Origin of the sequence: Campylobacter concisus, from assembly GCF_002913545.1 — a bacterium.
Classification (GTDB): Bacteria; Campylobacterota; Campylobacteria; order Campylobacterales; family Campylobacteraceae; genus Campylobacter_A; species Campylobacter_A concisus_AV.
Genome location: NZ_PPBR01000110.1, coordinates 27,245 through 43,268 on the forward strand (window position 1 = coordinate 27,245; position 16,024 = coordinate 43,268).

At 41.0% G+C, this 16,024-nt stretch carries 15 protein-coding genes and 1 tRNA gene; 7 read left to right on the forward strand and 9 right to left on the reverse strand.

From position 1 onward, the window contains the following. Positions 1-39 precede the first annotated feature (39 nt). The 7 genes from trpA to CYP05_RS07475 form a co-directional block, all read right to left on the reverse strand. A complete protein-coding gene (gene trpA / locus CYP05_RS07445) occupies positions 40-789 on the reverse strand; it encodes a tryptophan synthase subunit alpha (RefSeq protein ID WP_103642482.1) in 750 nt (249 codons plus the stop codon). Further along, positions 782-1,963: a tryptophan synthase subunit beta gene (gene trpB / locus CYP05_RS07450; protein ID WP_103642483.1), complete on the reverse strand. Its 1,182-nt coding sequence runs from the start codon at positions 1,961-1,963 to the stop codon at positions 782-784. Before trpB ends, trpA begins: the two co-directional genes overlap by 8 nt. After that, positions 1,956-2,567: a phosphoribosylanthranilate isomerase gene (locus CYP05_RS07455; protein WP_103642484.1), complete on the reverse strand. Its 612-nt coding sequence runs from the start codon at positions 2,565-2,567 to the stop codon at positions 1,956-1,958. The genes trpB and CYP05_RS07455 overlap by 8 nt, the downstream gene beginning before the upstream one ends. Then, positions 2,554-4,170, reverse strand: a complete 1,617-nt coding sequence (gene trpD, locus CYP05_RS07460) for an anthranilate phosphoribosyltransferase (RefSeq protein WP_103642485.1) — start codon at positions 4,168-4,170, stop codon at positions 2,554-2,556. The genes CYP05_RS07455 and trpD overlap by 14 nt, the downstream gene beginning before the upstream one ends. Positions 4,171-4,253: 83 nt before the next feature. Further along, positions 4,254-4,826, reverse strand: coding sequence for a recombination mediator RecR (gene recR, locus CYP05_RS07465; RefSeq protein WP_009294391.1), 573 nt, complete (start codon positions 4,824-4,826; stop codon positions 4,254-4,256). Continuing rightward, a complete protein-coding gene (locus CYP05_RS07470; protein ID WP_103642486.1) occupies positions 4,823-6,079 on the reverse strand; it encodes an ArsS family sensor histidine kinase in 1,257 nt (418 codons plus the stop codon). Before CYP05_RS07470 ends, recR begins: the two co-directional genes overlap by 4 nt. Continuing rightward, complete coding sequence (locus CYP05_RS07475) at positions 6,076-6,747, reverse strand: response regulator transcription factor (RefSeq protein ID WP_021084939.1); 672 nt, start codon at positions 6,745-6,747, stop codon at positions 6,076-6,078. The genes CYP05_RS07470 and CYP05_RS07475 overlap by 4 nt, the downstream gene beginning before the upstream one ends. Before the next feature lie 123 nt (positions 6,748-6,870). Between CYP05_RS07475 and dnaJ the strand changes: the two genes are divergently transcribed. Further along, entirely contained in the window at positions 6,871-8,019 is a 1,149-nt protein-coding gene (dnaJ, locus tag CYP05_RS07480; RefSeq protein ID WP_103642487.1) for a molecular chaperone DnaJ, read from the forward strand. Between the two features lie 774 nt (positions 8,020-8,793). Here the strand turns inward: dnaJ and pyk are convergent. Then, entirely contained in the window at positions 8,794-10,245 is a 1,452-nt protein-coding gene (gene pyk / locus CYP05_RS07485) for a pyruvate kinase (RefSeq protein ID WP_103642488.1), read from the reverse strand. Positions 10,246-10,337: 92 nt separating this feature from the next. On the opposite strand from pyk, the gene CYP05_RS07490 reads away from it, so the two are divergent. Continuing rightward, positions 10,338-11,399: a TRAP transporter substrate-binding protein gene (locus tag CYP05_RS07490; protein WP_103574330.1), complete on the forward strand. Its 1,062-nt coding sequence runs from the start codon at positions 10,338-10,340 to the stop codon at positions 11,397-11,399. A gap of 72 nt (positions 11,400-11,471) precedes the next feature. On the opposite strand, the gene CYP05_RS07495 is transcribed toward CYP05_RS07490, so the two are convergent. Beyond that, positions 11,472-12,671: a molybdopterin molybdotransferase MoeA gene (locus CYP05_RS07495; RefSeq protein ID WP_103642489.1), complete on the reverse strand. Its 1,200-nt coding sequence runs from the start codon at positions 12,669-12,671 to the stop codon at positions 11,472-11,474. 136 nt (positions 12,672-12,807) lie between these two features. Between CYP05_RS07495 and yedE the strand changes: the two genes are divergently transcribed. The 5 genes from yedE (at position 12,808) to CYP05_RS07520 (ending at position 15,901) form a co-directional block, all read left to right on the forward strand. Next, entirely contained in the window at positions 12,808-13,866 is a 1,059-nt protein-coding gene (gene yedE / locus CYP05_RS07500; protein ID WP_103642490.1) for a YedE family putative selenium transporter, read from the forward strand. A 115-nt stretch (positions 13,867-13,981) separates the two neighbouring features. Further along, positions 13,982-14,058: transfer RNA gene (locus CYP05_RS07505), tRNA-Met, on the forward strand. A gap of 257 nt (positions 14,059-14,315) precedes the next feature. Beyond that, the gene (locus tag CYP05_RS10195; RefSeq protein WP_223232641.1) at positions 14,316-14,540 is read left to right on the forward strand and encodes a hypothetical protein; all 225 of its coding nucleotides are present in this window, start codon (positions 14,316-14,318) and stop codon (positions 14,538-14,540) included. 535 nt (positions 14,541-15,075) lie between these two features. Continuing rightward, the gene (locus CYP05_RS07515) at positions 15,076-15,378 is read left to right on the forward strand and encodes a hypothetical protein (RefSeq protein WP_103602643.1); all 303 of its coding nucleotides are present in this window, start codon (positions 15,076-15,078) and stop codon (positions 15,376-15,378) included. Then, the gene (locus tag CYP05_RS07520) at positions 15,356-15,901 is read left to right on the forward strand and encodes a hypothetical protein (protein ID WP_103642491.1); all 546 of its coding nucleotides are present in this window, start codon (positions 15,356-15,358) and stop codon (positions 15,899-15,901) included. The genes CYP05_RS07515 and CYP05_RS07520 overlap by 23 nt, the downstream gene beginning before the upstream one ends. Positions 15,902-16,024 lie beyond the last annotated feature (123 nt).

The window sequence follows — 16,024 nt, forward strand, 5'->3', positions numbered from 1 at the left end:
TTTGGCTTTACTAAATTAGCTATAAATTTATTAAGTATTTTAAAAGAGTTTATCGACCTCTTTAACTAGCTCTTTTGCGCTAAATTTAGCACAAAGCTTGACTATTTGCGTGCCTATGATTGCTCCGTCAGCATATTTTTTTACTTCATTAACATCATCTTTGTTTTTTATACCAAAGCCCACAGCCACTGGCAGATCGCTCTTTTTTTTAAGCTCTAGGACCAAATTTTTTATCCTATCTTCATCAGCCCTTTTTGAACCGCTAACGCCAATCGCACCAAGAGCGTAAATAAATCCTGAGCCAAATTTTAAAATTCCATCTGCCCTGCCCCCAGAAGTGACACTAATAAGTGGTATCAGACTTAAATTTAACTCTTTGCATTTTAGAGCAAATTCCTCGCACTCCTCACAAGGCAGATCAGGCACGATAAAGCCGCTAACTCCAGCTTCACGTGATCTTTTTAGAAATTTATCCACGCCGTAAGCAAAGATGATGTTGTAATAAACTAGAAAAACAAGTGGCTTTGTCACTTTTGCTTTGCAGCCCTCAAGCATATCAAAGACAACGTCAGTGTTTACGCCATTTTGCACCGTCTCAAAGCTAGCTTGCGCGATGAGCTTGCCATCAGCCAGCGGGTCAGAGTACGGGATGCCGATCTCAAGTAGATCAAGCGTGCTTTCATCTAAATTTTCTAAAAATTCCTTAGTTTTCTCTAAGCTTGGATATCCAGCCACGATGTAGCCGATGTTTGCCTTTTTGCCGTTAAATGCGCTTCTTACCTTATCCATAAATTTTTCCTTTTTCGTAGCCGATGACTGTGTTTATGTCCTTATCGCCCCTGCCTGAGATATTTACGACGATGATGCTTTTTTTATCGAGTTTTGGGCAAAGTTTCTCCAGATACGCCACCGCATGCGCGCTCTCGATGGCTGGGATGATGCCCTCCATCTTGCTTAGAAAATACAAGGCATTTATGCACTCATCGTCAGTCACGGCCTCGTATCTTACCCTTTTGATGTCGTTTAGGTGGGCATGCTCTGGGCCGATGCCTGGGTAGTCAAGACCCGCTGAGATGCTATGCACTGGCGAGATCATACCGTACTCATCTTGCAACACAGTCGTTTTCATGCCGTGGATGATGCCAGTTTTGCCTTTGCTAAGCGTAGCTGCGTGATAAGGGGTATCTATGCCAAGACCGCCAGCTTCTATACCTACTAAATTTACGCTCTTATCGTCCAAAAACGCGCCAAAAATGCCAATAGCATTACTGCCGCCGCCAACGCAGGCGATGACGTAGTCGGCCTTTTTGCCGTAGTCTGCAAGCTGAGCTTTTGCCTCTGTGCCGATCACGCTTTGAAAATCACGCACGATCTTTGGATATGGATGTGGGCCAACGGCTGAGCCAATGACATAAAACGCGCTTTCTATCTCATTTACCCACGCTTGTATGGCCGCTGTGGTAGCCTCTTTTAGCGTTTTTAAGCCATCTTCTACGCTCACCACCTTTGCGCCAAGAAGCTGCATACGAAAGGCATTTAGCTGCTGTCTAGCCACGTCTGTAGCTCCCATATAGACATCACACTCTAAGCCCAAAAGTGCCGCTGCAGTCGCTGTTGCCACGCCGTGCTGACCAGCTCCAGTCTCAGCTAAAATTTTCTTTTTACCCATTTTTTTAGCAAGCAGAGCTTGAGCTAGGGCGTTATTTATCTTATGCGCGCCCGTGTGGTTTAGATCCTCTCTTTTTAGGTAAATTTCATGTCCATAGTGCTCGCTCAGACGCTTTGCAAAAAAGAGCGGACTAGGCCTACCAACGTAGTTTTTCAAAAGATCATCAAGCTCGTCTTTAAACTCTTTTGTCTTTGCGATGCTCTCATAAGCATTTTCTAGCTCATCAAGGGCAAACATCACCGTCTCAGGCACGAACTGCCCGCCAAATTTTCCAAAATACGCCTTACTATTCATCTTCTACCTCACCTATGATCTTTAAAATTCTCTCTATCTTTTGCGCATCTTTTATGCCGTTTTCGTCCTCGACTTTTGAGTTGATATCGACTAGATATGGCTTAAATTTCAGCGCCTCTTTTATGTTGTGCTCGCCTATGCCTCCAGCCATGCCAAATTTAAATTTAACCTCTTTTAAAATTTCCCACTCAAAGCTAGTGCCGTTTCCGCCAGCATTTTCGCCCTTGCAGTCAAAAAGCGCCATGTCAAAATGCTTAAAACCAACCTCTGGCAAGCTATCTTTCACACTAAAAACCTGCCAAATCTCAAGCCCCATATCTTTCAAATTTGCCTCTAAATTTTCACTCACCACTCCATGCACTTGAGCCACGTCAAGGCCAGCAAACTGGCAAATTTCCATTATCTCGCAATCACTTTGCTCCGCAAAAACACCAACCACTTTTTTGCCCTTGCTGTGAGCAAATTTCGCTATCTGTCTAGCTAAATTTAGCTCGACCTTTCTTTTGCTTTTAGCAAATATTAACCCGATAAAATCAACATCCAAAGCGCAAACCGCACTTGCCTCATCTAGCGTTTTGATACCGCAAATTTTAACTAGCGCCATTAGCCCCAGCCTTTATAAACTCTTCATAAAATTTATACGCTTTGCCTGAATTTATCGCTTCAAGTACCATTTTTTTGGCCTCGTCTGGGCTCTTTGCGCCATCAGCCGCGTAGAGTGCAAACATCGCATTAAAGACCACTATGTCAAATTTTGCCCCCTGCTCCTCGCCTTTTAGCGTGCGGATCAAGGTTTTGGCGTTTTCTTCAGGTGTGCCGCCCTCGATGTCGCTGTGAAGCGCTCTTTTAAAGCCAAACTGCTCTGGCGTGATGCTGTATTCAAAAATTTCGCCATTTTTTAGCTCCACAACGCTTGTTTCACTACAAAGCGTGATCTCATCTAGTCCGTCATCGCCGCGAACGACCAAAGCGTGCTTTCTGCCAAGGATCTTAAGAGTCTGGGCGTAGAGTTTTAGCACTGGTTTGTGATAGACGCCAACTAGCTGATTTGTAAGGTTTAAATTTGGATTTAAAAGCGGTCCAAGCACGTTAAAGACGGTTCTTATGCCAAGTCTTTGGCGCACTTCTCTCACCTCACCAACTAGCGGATGGAAAAATGGCGCGTGAAAGAAGGCCAAATTTTTATTTGCTAAATTTTCACGCTGTTTTGCCAGTGATTTTTCACTTTTTACGCCTAAAATTTCAAGCACATCAGAGCTGCCTGACTTGCTTGAAACTGCCTTGTTACCGTGTTTTGCGACCTTTATGCCAAGGCTTGCGAGGATAAATGCCACTGTAGTTGAGATATTTATCGTCTTAAAGCCATCGCCGCCAGTGCCACAAAGATCGATCATAGGCGTATCATCGCGGTAAGTTTGCGAGTATTTTAGGATATTTTTTGCAAGCGCAGCGAGGCTTTTTGGGTAGAGGCTCTTTTCGCTAATTAGCACTAAAAGGGCTGAAAGCTGCACGATCTCATACTCTTTGCTGGCTATTATCTCGCAAATTTGCTCAAAGTCGCTATCATCAAGTGGGATGTTTTCTTGAAGCTTGATAAGATATGGCTTGAGTGAGCGAATTTTTGGCTCTTTTACCTCTTCTTTTGCTTTGTAATTTACAAAATTTTCAACGATCTTTTTGCCGTATTGCGTGAAGTAGCTCTCAGGGTGAAACTGGATGCCAAATATCGGCTTATCTTTTACGCTAAGTGCCATGACTACGCCATCATCGCTCACCGCATCAGCACTTAAGCTAGCTGGTAGCTCATCGACATAGAGCGAGTGGTAGCGCATAACCTCAAAGCGTTCAGGCAACCCTGCAAAGAGCGGCTCTTTGTTTTTTACGTTGATAAACGAGGTCTTGCCGTGAAGCGGGTCGTCTAGCCTTTTTATCTTTGCGCCAAAACTAAGCCCTATGGCTTGGTGTCCAAGGCAAATGCCAAGCACTGGCACGCCAAGGTCTGCCTGCAAAATCTCTAAGCAAACTCCGCTATCTTTTGGGTGTTTTGGCCCTGGGCTTAGGATGATCTTACTTGGATTTAGTTTTTTGATCTCTTCAAGCGTTATCTTGTCGTTCCTAACGCATCTAACCTCTTCATTTGTGAGCTCTTTTACGTACTGCTCGACGTTGAAGACAAAACTATCGTAGTTATCTATAAGTAAAATCAATCTCTATCCTTTTAAATTTAGCGGCTGCTGCGCGGACTAAATATTATAAATTTAGGTGAGATTATAACTAAAAGAAATTTTAATTAGGCTTTTGTGCGGCTCTCGTAGGCTTTTAAGAGTGAGAGCATATCGACGTTTTCTAAATTTACGCCAGTTGGTACGCCCTGAGCGATCTTGCTAAATGAAATTTCACTCATGCCAAGCTTATCCTCGACGTAAAGCATGAGCGCGTCTGAATTTAGCCCTGGCGTAAAGGCAAAGACGACCTCTTTTGAGCCATTTTGCTTAATAGCACTTCTTAGCCTCTCTATGGCGTCCTCGTCGATCTCGTCAAGCACGAAGTAAAGGCCGTTGTAGATGCCATTTTGCTCAAAAACCAAGATATCTTTTGGGCTCTCAACCAGCAAGATGACCTCGCTATCCCTGCTCTCGTCGCTGCAAATGTCGCAAATTTCATTTTCGCTTAGCCCACCGCAACGCTCACAGCGCTTGATAAACCTCACCGCGTCTTCTATATTTTGCGCGAGTCTTAGCCCTGCAAAGCTATCTTGCATGCAGACAAAGTAGGCAAATCTTGCGGCTGATTTTTTACCGACACCTGGGAGCTTAGCAAAAGACTCAGTTAGCTCGTTAAATTTCTCTAAACCCCTTTTCATGCGCGTTTTGCCTTTACTCGAAGTAAAATTTTAAAGACGTGATAGCCGTCCTCGTAGTCATAAGCAAGCTCAAATTTTTGCATCTGGCAAATTTGCTCGATGATGTAAAGTCCAAGCCCCATGCCACTTCCCGCACTAACCTTGTCGCCCCTAACAAAGGCTTGTTTGTAGTAGTCGATAGGGTGATTTAGCTTTTTGCCTAAATTTTTAACCGCTATAAATTCGCTATCGCAGATCAAAATGGCTTTCTTGTCCTCCGCGTATTTTAGGGCATTATCTATCAAATTTTTAATCGCCAAACTAAAAAGCTGAAAATCCACTCTTAGTATGACGTCATCTCTGATATCACAGCTCACTCGCTCTTCAAATTTATCAAGCATGAGCATATCTTGCACCTGCTCTAAAATGAGTGAAAAATGGCACTCTTGATAGTTTAGCGCGTAGCTTTTTGAAAGGAGCTGCTCGACCTTGCTAAATTCATTTATAAGCATATCTAGGCGCTCAAAAACGTTTATGAGCCTCATCTTTTGGGTGTCGTTTGCCACCATCTCAGATACGATCCTACCCTTGCCTATAGGCGTCTTTAGCTCATGCATGATCGCACGTAAAAATAGCTGCCTTGAGCGAATGAGCTCTCTAATCTTGCAAACGGCGTTGTCAAATTCAACAGCGACTTGTCCGATCTCGTCTTGCTCGTTTTCATTTAGCCTAGCAGTCATCGCCATCTCCATGTTTCCGCTGGCAAATTTTCTGATATCTTTGCTAAGTCTTCTAAGCGGCAAAAGGCTTCTAAGCACCGAGACATAAAGCGAGATAAGCAGAGCCGAGATGATCAAAAATGCCACCCAAAGCGGGTCATTTACGTGTCTTGCGTCGTTACTCTCAAGTAGCAGCATGAAAGATGGATTTTTGATGAGCAGATACAAATCACCTTTGTAATTAACCGACTGCATCATGCCAAGAGGCGTGTGCTGCGTGAAAATGGCGTTTCCGCTTGTAGTAACAGAGGTGGCTAAATTTTTGTTGCCGACATATTCTAGGTTGAAATTTTTAAAGTAGTGCTCCAAATCTCTTGGAGGATTGCCACGCTCGTAAAGCGCCACAAGATAGTTCATAGCGCTTATTTGCTTATCTTTTAGCTTCTCAAGCGCACTTTCTTGCTGAATATTTGCAAATGTCACAAAGAGCAAGCACATCAGCGAGAAAGCGATGGCAAAGATGATAGTTATCTTGGTGGTTATGGAGTATTTCATCCGATAAGCTTATATCCTATGCCTCTAACTGAAAATATATGTTTTGGCGCTTTTGAGCTATCGCCGATCTTTGTTCTAAGGCGTCCAATGATGACATCTAGGCTCTTTGAGTCCTTATCTTTTAGGCTCTTGCAGTTATAAACTAGCTGCTCGCGAGACACTGAAAAGCTGTGCTGTTTGATGAGATAGGTTAAAATTTCATACTCAGCTGGTGTTAGAGCAAGGGCTTCATTATTAAAGTAAATTTCATGGCGCTTGTCGTCTATCCTAAATGCGCTATCAAGGACCTCTTCTTGAACTTCGTTTGTCTTTTTATATCTTCTAATAAGACTTGTGATACGAGCATACATCTCTTTTGGATCGTATGGTTTTGGCAAATAATCATCCGCTCCAAGCTGAAGTCCAACGACCTTGTCGCTGATGTCACTGCGAGCTGAGCTTATGATGATAGGAATGTCGTATTTTTGGCGAATTTCTTTGCAAACTTCAAGACCATCAATGCCAGGTAATGTAAGGTCAAGTATGAGCAGATCATAGTTTTTTATCCCTGCGCTTAGCCCTAGATATGGGTCTTCAAAGTTAGTCACTTTTATATTAAAACTATCAAGATATTCAGATAAAATTTGTGCAAATTCTGGATCGTCTTCTATCATTAAAACGTTAATCATAAATCATCCTTTTCATTGAAAAATAGTAGAGATTATACGGCAAAAATGTAAAATTTTTTTTAAATTTAAACTTTTTTGGATAAAATCTCACATTTAAAATAAGCTTAATAAACAAGGAAAAATGTGGAGTTTGATTATTACGAGATCCTTGAAATTTCAAGAAATGCAAGTGGCGACGAGATAAAAAAAGCCTTTAGAAAGCTCGCTTTAAAATACCATCCAGACAGAAACGCTGGCGACAAAGAGGCTGAGCAGAAATTTAAACAGATAAACGAAGCCTATCAGGTCTTAAGCGATGAGCAAAAGCGCTCAATATACGACAGATACGGCAAAGAAGGGCTTGAGGGTAGATTTGGCAGCGGGGGCGGATTTAGCGCTGATTTTGACCTTTCAGACATTTTTGACTCGTTTTTTGGTGGCGGTTTTGGCGGTGGATCTAGACAGAGAAAAAGACGAAGCGAAAAATACTCAGCCGACCTTGAAATTCCTATAAATTTAGAGTTTAACGAAGCTGTTTTTGGCTGCGAAAAAGAGATCAAATTTGATCAAAAAGTGCCTTGCCCAACATGCAACGCAACAGGTAGCAAAGATGGCAAAAACAAAACTTGCCAGCACTGCGGCGGAAGCGGCAGGATCACACGTGGAAATGGCTTTATGAATATCGTTCAAGAGTGCCCATACTGCCACGGATCTGGCGAAGTGATAAGCGAGCCATGTCCTGACTGCAACGCAAAAGCCTATAAAATCCAGCAACAAAGCGTCAAGATCACGATCCCAGAGGGCGTTGATAGTGGCATGAGGATGAGGGTCGCTGGCAAAGGCAACATCGGTGCAAACGGCGTTCAAGGCGATCTTTATGTGAGCATAAATGTAAAAGAGGACAAACACTTCATCCGCCACAATGACGATGTTTATATAGAAATTCCAGTATTTTTTACTCAAGCTGTTCTTGGCGAGAGCATAAAAATCCCAACACTTCGCGGTGAAGCCGAGCTAAAACTACCAGTTGGCGCGAAAGATAAGCAGCAATTTATCTTTGAAAATGAGGGCATCAAGGGCGTAAATTCACGCAAAAAAGGCAGACTTATAGCTCAAATTTCTATCCAAACGCCTGATAAGCTAAGCGACGAGCAAAAAGAGCTTTTAAACAAGCTTCAAGCTAGCTTTGGCATAGTTTCAGGCAAATCAAGCACCGATGAGAGCGTCTTTGATAAGATAAAAAGCTGGTTTAAAGGCGACGAGCCAAAAGGCAAAAAGAAAAAACAAATTTGATTTGTGACGCTAAATTTGGCGTCACAAATTCTTTAAAATAAATTTTATATCCTAATTTTTACAAGTAAAATTCACACAAATTTTGAAATTTATGAGCGAGTAATTTTAGTAGCCAATTCTTGTAAGTGAATGGAATTTTTAAATTTGTAAATTAAAGTTTTTAAAAATTTAAAGTTTTATTTCTTTGTTAAGGGGGAAGAGGCTTGAATTACGGTCTGCTTGCAGTTGCGAGCTTGCGAAGCAAAGAAGCTTCCCCCTTAATAATCCCCTAACTCCGACAACGTTAGAAGTGCATGCTTCAGTGCTTCGCACTGCATGCGGTTCATTTTTAGAAAATTCTGACAAATTTTAAAATTTATTAGCGAGCATATCACGGCCCTAAATTTAGTAGTCTGCTAAGGCGAGTGAGTAAAGTTTTAAAATTTGCAAAAAGCTTTATTAAATTTGTAAATTTCTTTTTATTCAAAAATGTAGACAAGGGGGACTTGAATTTTGCTTCGTAGGCTCGCAACTGCAGGGCAGACACGAAGTCCGTCCCCTTATCCCCCTTTTTAAATCCCCCAAACCCCTCGCACGTTAGAGGTGGCATGCGTCAGTGCTAAAGCACTGCATGCGGTTAAAAAACTCGTGCAAATTTTAAAATTAGATCCGGCATATCACGCTTATAAATTTAGTGCTAAAAATGTATAAATATAAATTAAAACGAGTGCATAAAAGCGCATAAATTTAAAAGAAATTTTAGTGCCAAAATATCAGGCACTAAAATCCATAAATTTACTCAGTTGCAAGGTCTAGGTAATAATCAAGCTGGTCGCGTCTGATGATACGTATAAGGTTTGTGCTGCCCTCTACGCCTGTTGGGTGGCCAGCTGTGACGAGATAGGTCTTGTCATGCTCGACGTATCCAGCGTCATAAGCCTTTTTGATGACATTTGCAAGTAGGACATTTAGCTTTGTCTTTTCAAGCACAAGCGCTGGCGTCACGCCCCAAGCAAGGGTCAGCATATGAGCTGTCTGCTCGTCGTGCGCGATGGCGATGATGCCGATGTTTGTGCGGTTTCTAGCTAGCTTTATGGCTGATTTGCCTGAGCCTGTGATAGAGAGTATCGCATTTGCCTTGATACGCACGGCTAGCGAAGCTGCGCTATTTGCGACCATGTCTGTCTCGTCAAAAAAGTCAAATTCGTCAAATTTATTGTATGGATAGATGCTTTGCGTCTGGATGATCGTTTTGCTCATCGCCTCTACGACTGCGACTGGGTTTTTGCCGATCGCGCTCTCCTCGCTTAGCATAACTGCGTCAGTGCCGTCTAGCACGGCATTTGCCACATCACTGATCTCCGCTCTTGTGGCAGTTTCATGCTCTGCCATGCTTAGCATCATCTGAGTCGCTGTGATGACTGGCTTGCTGGCTGCATTTGCCTTTTTGATAATGAGTTTTTGTATCGTTGGCACCTTATAAAATGGCACCTCTATGCCAAGATCGCCACGAGCTACCATGATACCATCACTCTTTGCGATGATGTCGTCTATGTTTTCGACCGCGTCAAATTTCTCGATCTTAGATAAGATAGCAGCTTTGGAGCCAAATTCTTTTAAGATATTTCTTGCTTTTATCACGTCATTTGCGTCTTGCACAAAGCTAATGGCAACGAAATTTACCCCGTGTTTTGCGCCAAATTCCATATCTTCTTTATCTTTTGGCGTGATGATGTCGATGCCAAGTGCGGTATTTGGGAAATTTACCCCTTTGTTTGAGTTTAAAATTCCGTCATTTTCGATGATGGTTTTTACCACATCTTTGCCCTCACCTGTAACTCTTGCTCTGATCGAGCCATCGTAGAGATAGACGTACTCGCCAGCCTTTAGCATAGGTAAAATTTGAGGCTGATTTAGGCTCACTCTATAAACGCCCTTTTCGATCTTTTCGCCCACGATATCCTCGGCATAAATGCTAAGCTCGTCGCCAGCTTTTAAGTAAAATGGCTCGCTAAGCTTGCCAACTCTGATCTTTGGACCACAGATATCTTGCAAGATGCCTATGCGTTTGTTTAGTCTTTTTTCGATGTTTCTTATCTTGTCGATGTTTGATTTGTGGTATTCGTGTGTTCCGTGGCTAAAATTTAAACGAAAAACATTAACCCCTGCTTTAACCATCGCTTCCATCGTCTCTTCGTTGTCACTTGCTGGCCCTAAAGTCGCTACAATTTTCGTCTTTTTTATCATTTTTATGCCCTGTAATTTGATTTTTGCGATTATAACACATTTTAATAATGTAAATTTTTTGTATAATATGCAAAATTTTTAAAGGAGAGAGTATGAATAAATTTTTATTAGCATCTCTTGGCCTAGCGGCTCTTGCCTGCGCTGCCATGGGAGATGACAAAGTCTATAAGCTCAAACTTGCAACCTCATGGGAGAGCACTATGCCAGTGCTTGGTGACGTGCCAAAAGAGCTAAAAGAGAAGGTCGAAAAGATGAGTAACGGCCGCATCGAGATCAGGATTGACTACCCATCAAAGCACAAGTCACCTTTTGCGATGCTTGACTTTGCAAAGAGTGGTCAGTACGACATCGGCTACACAGCTAGCTACTACTACAAGGGCAAAGACCCTAAGACAATGTTCTTTACAGCAACACCATTTATGATGAATACCGACGAGCAAACAGCTTGGTATGAATTTGGTGGCGGCAAAGAGCTAGAGGCGAAAGTTTTTGATCCATATAACATCAAAATTTTTAGAGCTGGCAACACTGGCATGCAAATGGGCGGCTGGTTTAAAAAAGAGATCAAGTCAGTTGATGATATAAAAGGCTTAAAGATCAGAATTCCAGGCTTTGGCGGTGAAATTTACGCTAAACTTGGCGCAAATATCAACACTATCCCAACTGGCGAGCTTTACATGGCACTTGAGATGGGTACGATCGACTCAGTCGAGTGGGTCAGCCCAGCTTATGACATGGCACTTGGCTTCCACAAAGTGGCAAAATACTACTACACAGGCTGGCAAGAGCCAAACGGCGAAACTCAGTTTTTCTTCAACAAAAATGCGTATGAAAAACTTCCAGATGATCTAAAAGCGATCTTTGAAGCGGCTGCTGCTGAAGTAGCAAGAGATGTGAATACTAAGGTATTTTACGCAAATGTAGAGTACTGGGACAAGATGAAGGCCGAGTATCCAGACATCCAAGTAAAATCTTTCCCACCAGAGGTCATCGCAGCTCTTAAAAAGGCTACAAATGAGCTACTTGATGAAGAGAGCGCAAAAGATCCACTATTTAAAGAAATCGTCGAGTCTCAAAGAGCTTTCCTCAAAAAAGCAAGAGAATGGACTAAAATTTCTGACTACGCTTACATCAAAACAAACGAAGAGAAATAACCACAGCAGGGAGCTCTCCCTGCTTTTTACTCTAAATTTGCCAAAGCAACTTTGGCAAATTTAATTTTACCCTTAGCAAGGCATCTTTAAAACTTCTACCACTTCACCTTTTGCGATAAATTCTGTCTCTTTTGGGATGATAAGCAGTGCCGCTTCGTTAGTTAGGTTATTTACGATCGCTGAGCTACCAAGCTTTTTACCGTTTAAATTTACAAAGATCTTGCCATCTCTGTTTTCTAAATTTACCGCTGTAAATTCCAAAAATGGCGAGCGTTTTTTGTAGTCTTCGTCCATTATCGCCGTGATCTTTGGCTCTTCTTGGCTAAACCAAGTGTTTATAAGCACTCTTACATAAAGCACGCACATAACCATCGCCGAGTAAGGGAATCCCGGCAGCGCAAAGATGTATTTGTCGCCTGATTTTGCCACTCTGATGTGGCGGCCTGGTTTTATCGCAGCGCCCTCGATGATGAGCTTAAAGTTTTCATTTAAAGCACCCTTTACAAAGTCATAGTCTCCCATGCTGATACCACCAGTCGTCACCAAGATATCGGCTGATTTTAGTGCATTTATGATCGCTTTTTCGACAAGCTCGGCCTTATCTCTTACGATCTCACAAAGGATCGGCTCCGCGCCCATTTTGCGTATCTGCATAGCGATGCCTACGTGATTTGAGCTGTGAATTTGTGCTGGACTATCAAGCGGCTCGCCAAGGTCTTTTATCTCGCTGCCAGTTGCAAGTATCGCCACCCTTGGACGGATAAAGACGCTTACGTGAAAGACGCCAAGCTCCGCAAGAAGTGCTATCTCAGCGTAGGTTAGACGTGTGCCTTTTTTTATTAAAATTTCGCCTTTTTTGTAGCTCTCACCCACTGCACGCACGGCAAAGCCCTTTGGCACGCTCTTTTTGATGATTATTTTTGAGCCGCTTACCTCGACATTTTCAACTGGCACAAGAGTGTTGGTACCTTCGCTCATTAGTGAGCCGGTGAAGGTTTTGACGCATTTGCTGCCCTCTATATGTAGCCCTTTGTCACTACCTGCTGGAAGGTCTGTGATGAGCTCAAGCTCGTTTAGTCCATCTTTAAAGGCAAAAGCGTAGCCGTCCATCGCCGAAACTGGCTTTGCTGGGTAGTTTTCAGCGGCTGTGACATCGTAGGCGATATTTCTATCAAGCGCATCTGTGATAGCTACTTTTTCGACCTTTTCCCACGCATTTATCGTATCTTTTAGAATTTTTAAGCTATCTGCATAGCTCATAAAATCTTTCATTTTTTGTCCTTTTTATGAAATTTTTGCATATTTTAGCCACTTCTGTTTTACAAAAAATTAATCTTTGTTTTATTTAATGATTATTAAAATGTCGTTTAAGAAACCAGTCTGGTTTTACCCTTACACAGGAATTTACATGAACAAAACACTACTTTACATCATCGCAGGTGCGAGCCTTGGCATACTTGGTCCGGTGCTCGTTCATTTTGGCAACCCAGCAAATATGGGCGTTTGTGCGGCTTGCTTTTTACGAGATAGCATGGGTGCGCTTGGCTTTCACCAGGCCAAAGTCGTGCAGTATCTAAGGCCTGAAATTTTAGGGCTTATCATCGGAGGCTTTCTAGCTAGCATGCTTTGGAGTAGAAATTTCACTCCAGTATCTGGTAGCGCGGCATTTTCTAGGTTTTTCTTAGGCGTGTTTGCGATGATAGGCTGCCTCATATTTTTAGGCTGCCCTTGGAGAGCTTTTTTGCGTCTTGGAGGCGGTGATATGACCGCTATTGCGGGGCTTGTTGGCTTGTTTGCTGGCGTCTTTGTGGGACGTGCTTTTAAGAAAAATGGCTACATTTTACCTGAGAGCGAAACCACTGCAAAAGCTATCGGATTTTTGCCACTGATCATCGCTATTTTGCTTTTACTGGCACTTGTCTTTGGTCTAAAACTTGGCGAAAATGGCGCATTGTTTAGCTCAGAAAAAGGCCCAGGCTCACAGCATGCAAATTTATTTATCTCGCTTATTTGTGCGATCATAATAGGCGCATTTATGCAAAGAAGTAAATTTTGCTCAGTGGGAGCTATCAGCAAAATTTTTGAGCGTGACTTCTCGATGTTTTATGGCGTCATCTCTATCATCGTCTGCGCAAGCATCACAAATTTAGTGCTAAATCAATACAAATTTGGCTTTGAAGGACAACCTATCGCTCACAATGATATGCTTTGGAATTTCTTAGGTATGACGCTCGCTGGCCTTTGCTTTAGTCTAAGCTACGGCTGCCCTGGCAAGCATCTAGTGCAAATGGGAGCTGGAAATTTAAGCTCAGCTGTATTTGTTTTAGGCATGGGCGCAGGAGCTGCTATAAGTCACAACTTTATCTTAGCGAGCTCAGGAGCTGGCATCACACCTTTTGCCCCGTATGCCGTAGTGATCGGCTTTATCTACGCTATTTACGTTGGATTTTTCACTAAAAAAGCTTAAATAAATTTGGCTGCTTTTGCAGTCAAATTTGCTTTTTATCTATAAAATTTGTGTGAGATAAATTTTAGCTAAAAATAAGTTCTTAGGTTGTATAATCCAAAACTTATTTTAAGTTGTCACGGTAGCTCAGCTGGTTAGAGCGCTGCTCTCATAAGCCGGAGGTCGGGAGTTCAAGTCTCCCCCGTGACACCATAAATACCTAAACTACGATGTTTCTACAATATTATATTGCAGTCACCTTTCATAAAATATAGCTTAAAGTTTGTAGCAAAATAAAATTTTATGTAGCAAATTTTTAAGCTTGCAGTAATTTTAACACGTTTTTTTGTAAAATTTTAAAAAACAAGTAAAATTTTTTGACGAATCATCTACTATGATATAATCTGTCACTCTACCGGGTTAAATTTTTACCATAACTTAAATAAAATGAGTATAGATGTGTAGTAAAAATGGCGTTTATAGCTATTGAACATGGGCTAAAAAATATTTTTGATGATTATGATTCATTCATATTTCCTAGCAATAACACACAAAATAGAGATAGACTACATAAGCATTACGAGATCCTGCGCGTGGTCAAATACTGGCTACCATTTATCAAGATAAAAGAGCCTGAGTATCTAAGGGTGAAATTTGAGAAATTGCTTAGGGACTATCTAGAATGCAGTTTATAATTATGTAATATTTTTCGTTTATCTTTTTAAAGAAATACATGTTATTAATAAAACATTTTTATCTTTGTTACTTGAAAATAAGGCCATTCATGGTCTATAATTTTAAGATATTTGTTTCGATTCCTAATATATATACTAGCATTAAGTAATTTATAAGTATTTTTATGCTATAAAGCCAGGAAAACCCTAGTATATCGTGCTTCTGAAATAAAAGTCAACAATTATTTACCACTTTAAACGATTTAGCCACCAAAATATCCTATAATACACGCAAATTTAAAAAAATATTTTACTCAAGGAGGTTAAGATGATTAAAACCAGTTAAAAGTAGAGGCTCTATTTAAGTATTTAAAAGAGAACCTCTACGATAGGTTGTTAGGACTCCTATTGTAATAGTTCTCTACTTTTAAACTACTTAAATAAAAACCTATCAACATCTACCATATCAGAATAAAAGGCACACTATAAGTATGCCTATTTGGTGAGATAGTTATCACTATCTTTATAAAAATTTAAAAAATAGAAAGAGAAAAATATGGCAAGCAAAAATACACTTTTAAATGATTTAAAAATCATTAGAAAAAACAAGAAAAAGGATGAGATTAAACAAGCGTGTATTGAAGTCTTGTTTCCACAACAAGCAACACTCAAAGAGTGCAAGTTACTAATCGAAAAAAATTTTAGCGTAAAGCTATCAAATAAGGAGTTTTCCAAATGGAGAAAAGAGTATGAGGCAACAAAAGCCAATCAACCCACTGATGCATGTCATATTCTCGTACCCAAAGAAGGCAAAAAAGAAGACGAGGAGCTAAGCAATGGCACTAATAACCAAGAGTAGCGATACAGCAGTTGCGGCAAATGCCGTAATTGCTCTACAAGAATATATCGAAATGGGCAATAAGACTAGTGAAAATATTAGAAATAATATTGAACTTTTTAATCAAACCGCAGATATCTTTGATAAAAGCTTTAAAGAAAAAATAGAGCTTATAGAGCAAGGAGGTGCTGAACTTATAAATGCGACAGAAGATATTCAAAACGACTTTCATAACACTCTAAAAGGTGCAGATAAAACTATATCGAAGATCAACTCATATTTTAGCTCTTTGATGAAGAAGATAGTATCTGCATTAATTGCCTTTGTATTTATAGAAGTGATCTTCTTTTTTGGCTACTTGTTTTATGATAGCCATAAGACAAACGAAACCAAATCTGCACTACAAAGCAGGCTAGATAAAGCACTTTATGATATGTCTAACCTTAAAGGCTTTATCATCCATATCTACAACCAAGATAGTCAAAAAGCTAGTGAAGATTTTACTAAATGGCTAAACAAAAATGGTGGTGGTAATGTTCAGTAGTAAGCAAATTTTTCTAATAGCAAGACACATACAATGTATGACACTTCGTTTTCATACCTTGTATAATCTTGCTCTGCCGAGGGCTACAATGCGAGATATAAGAAGCGTTAAAAGCGCTTCATC

What these genes read in the sequence shown, in the direction of transcription:
- trpA (WP_103642482.1), bottom strand. Translation starts at nt 789, where the DNA reads ATGGATAAGGTAAGAAGCGCATTTAACGGCAAAAAGGCAAACATCGGC.
- trpB (WP_103642483.1), bottom strand. Translation starts at nt 1,963, where the DNA reads ATGAATAGTAAGGCGTATTTTGGAAAATTTGGCGGGCAGTTCGTGCCT.
- CYP05_RS07455 (WP_103642484.1), bottom strand. Translation starts at nt 2,567, where the DNA reads ATGGCGCTAGTTAAAATTTGCGGTATCAAAACGCTAGATGAGGCAAGT.
- recR (WP_009294391.1), bottom strand. Translation starts at nt 4,826, where the DNA reads ATGAAAAGGGGTTTAGAGAAATTTAACGAGCTAACTGAGTCTTTTGCT.
- CYP05_RS07470 (WP_103642486.1), bottom strand. Translation starts at nt 6,079, where the DNA reads ATGAAATACTCCATAACCACCAAGATAACTATCATCTTTGCCATCGCT.
- CYP05_RS07475 (WP_021084939.1), bottom strand. Translation starts at nt 6,747, where the DNA reads ATGATTAACGTTTTAATGATAGAAGACGATCCAGAATTTGCACAAATT.
- pyk (WP_103642488.1), bottom strand. Translation starts at nt 10,245, where the DNA reads ATGATAAAAAAGACGAAAATTGTAGCGACTTTAGGGCCAGCAAGTGAC.
- CYP05_RS07490 (WP_103574330.1), top strand. Translation starts at nt 10,338, where the DNA reads ATGAATAAATTTTTATTAGCATCTCTTGGCCTAGCGGCTCTTGCCTGC.
- CYP05_RS07495 (WP_103642489.1), bottom strand. Translation starts at nt 12,671, where the DNA reads ATGAAAGATTTTATGAGCTATGCAGATAGCTTAAAAATTCTAAAAGAT.
- yedE (WP_103642490.1), top strand. Translation starts at nt 12,808, where the DNA reads ATGAACAAAACACTACTTTACATCATCGCAGGTGCGAGCCTTGGCATA.
- CYP05_RS10195 (WP_223232641.1), top strand. Translation starts at nt 14,316, where the DNA reads ATGGCGTTTATAGCTATTGAACATGGGCTAAAAAATATTTTTGATGAT.
- CYP05_RS07515 (WP_103602643.1), top strand. Translation starts at nt 15,076, where the DNA reads ATGGCAAGCAAAAATACACTTTTAAATGATTTAAAAATCATTAGAAAA.
- CYP05_RS07520 (WP_103642491.1), top strand. Translation starts at nt 15,356, where the DNA reads ATGGCACTAATAACCAAGAGTAGCGATACAGCAGTTGCGGCAAATGCC.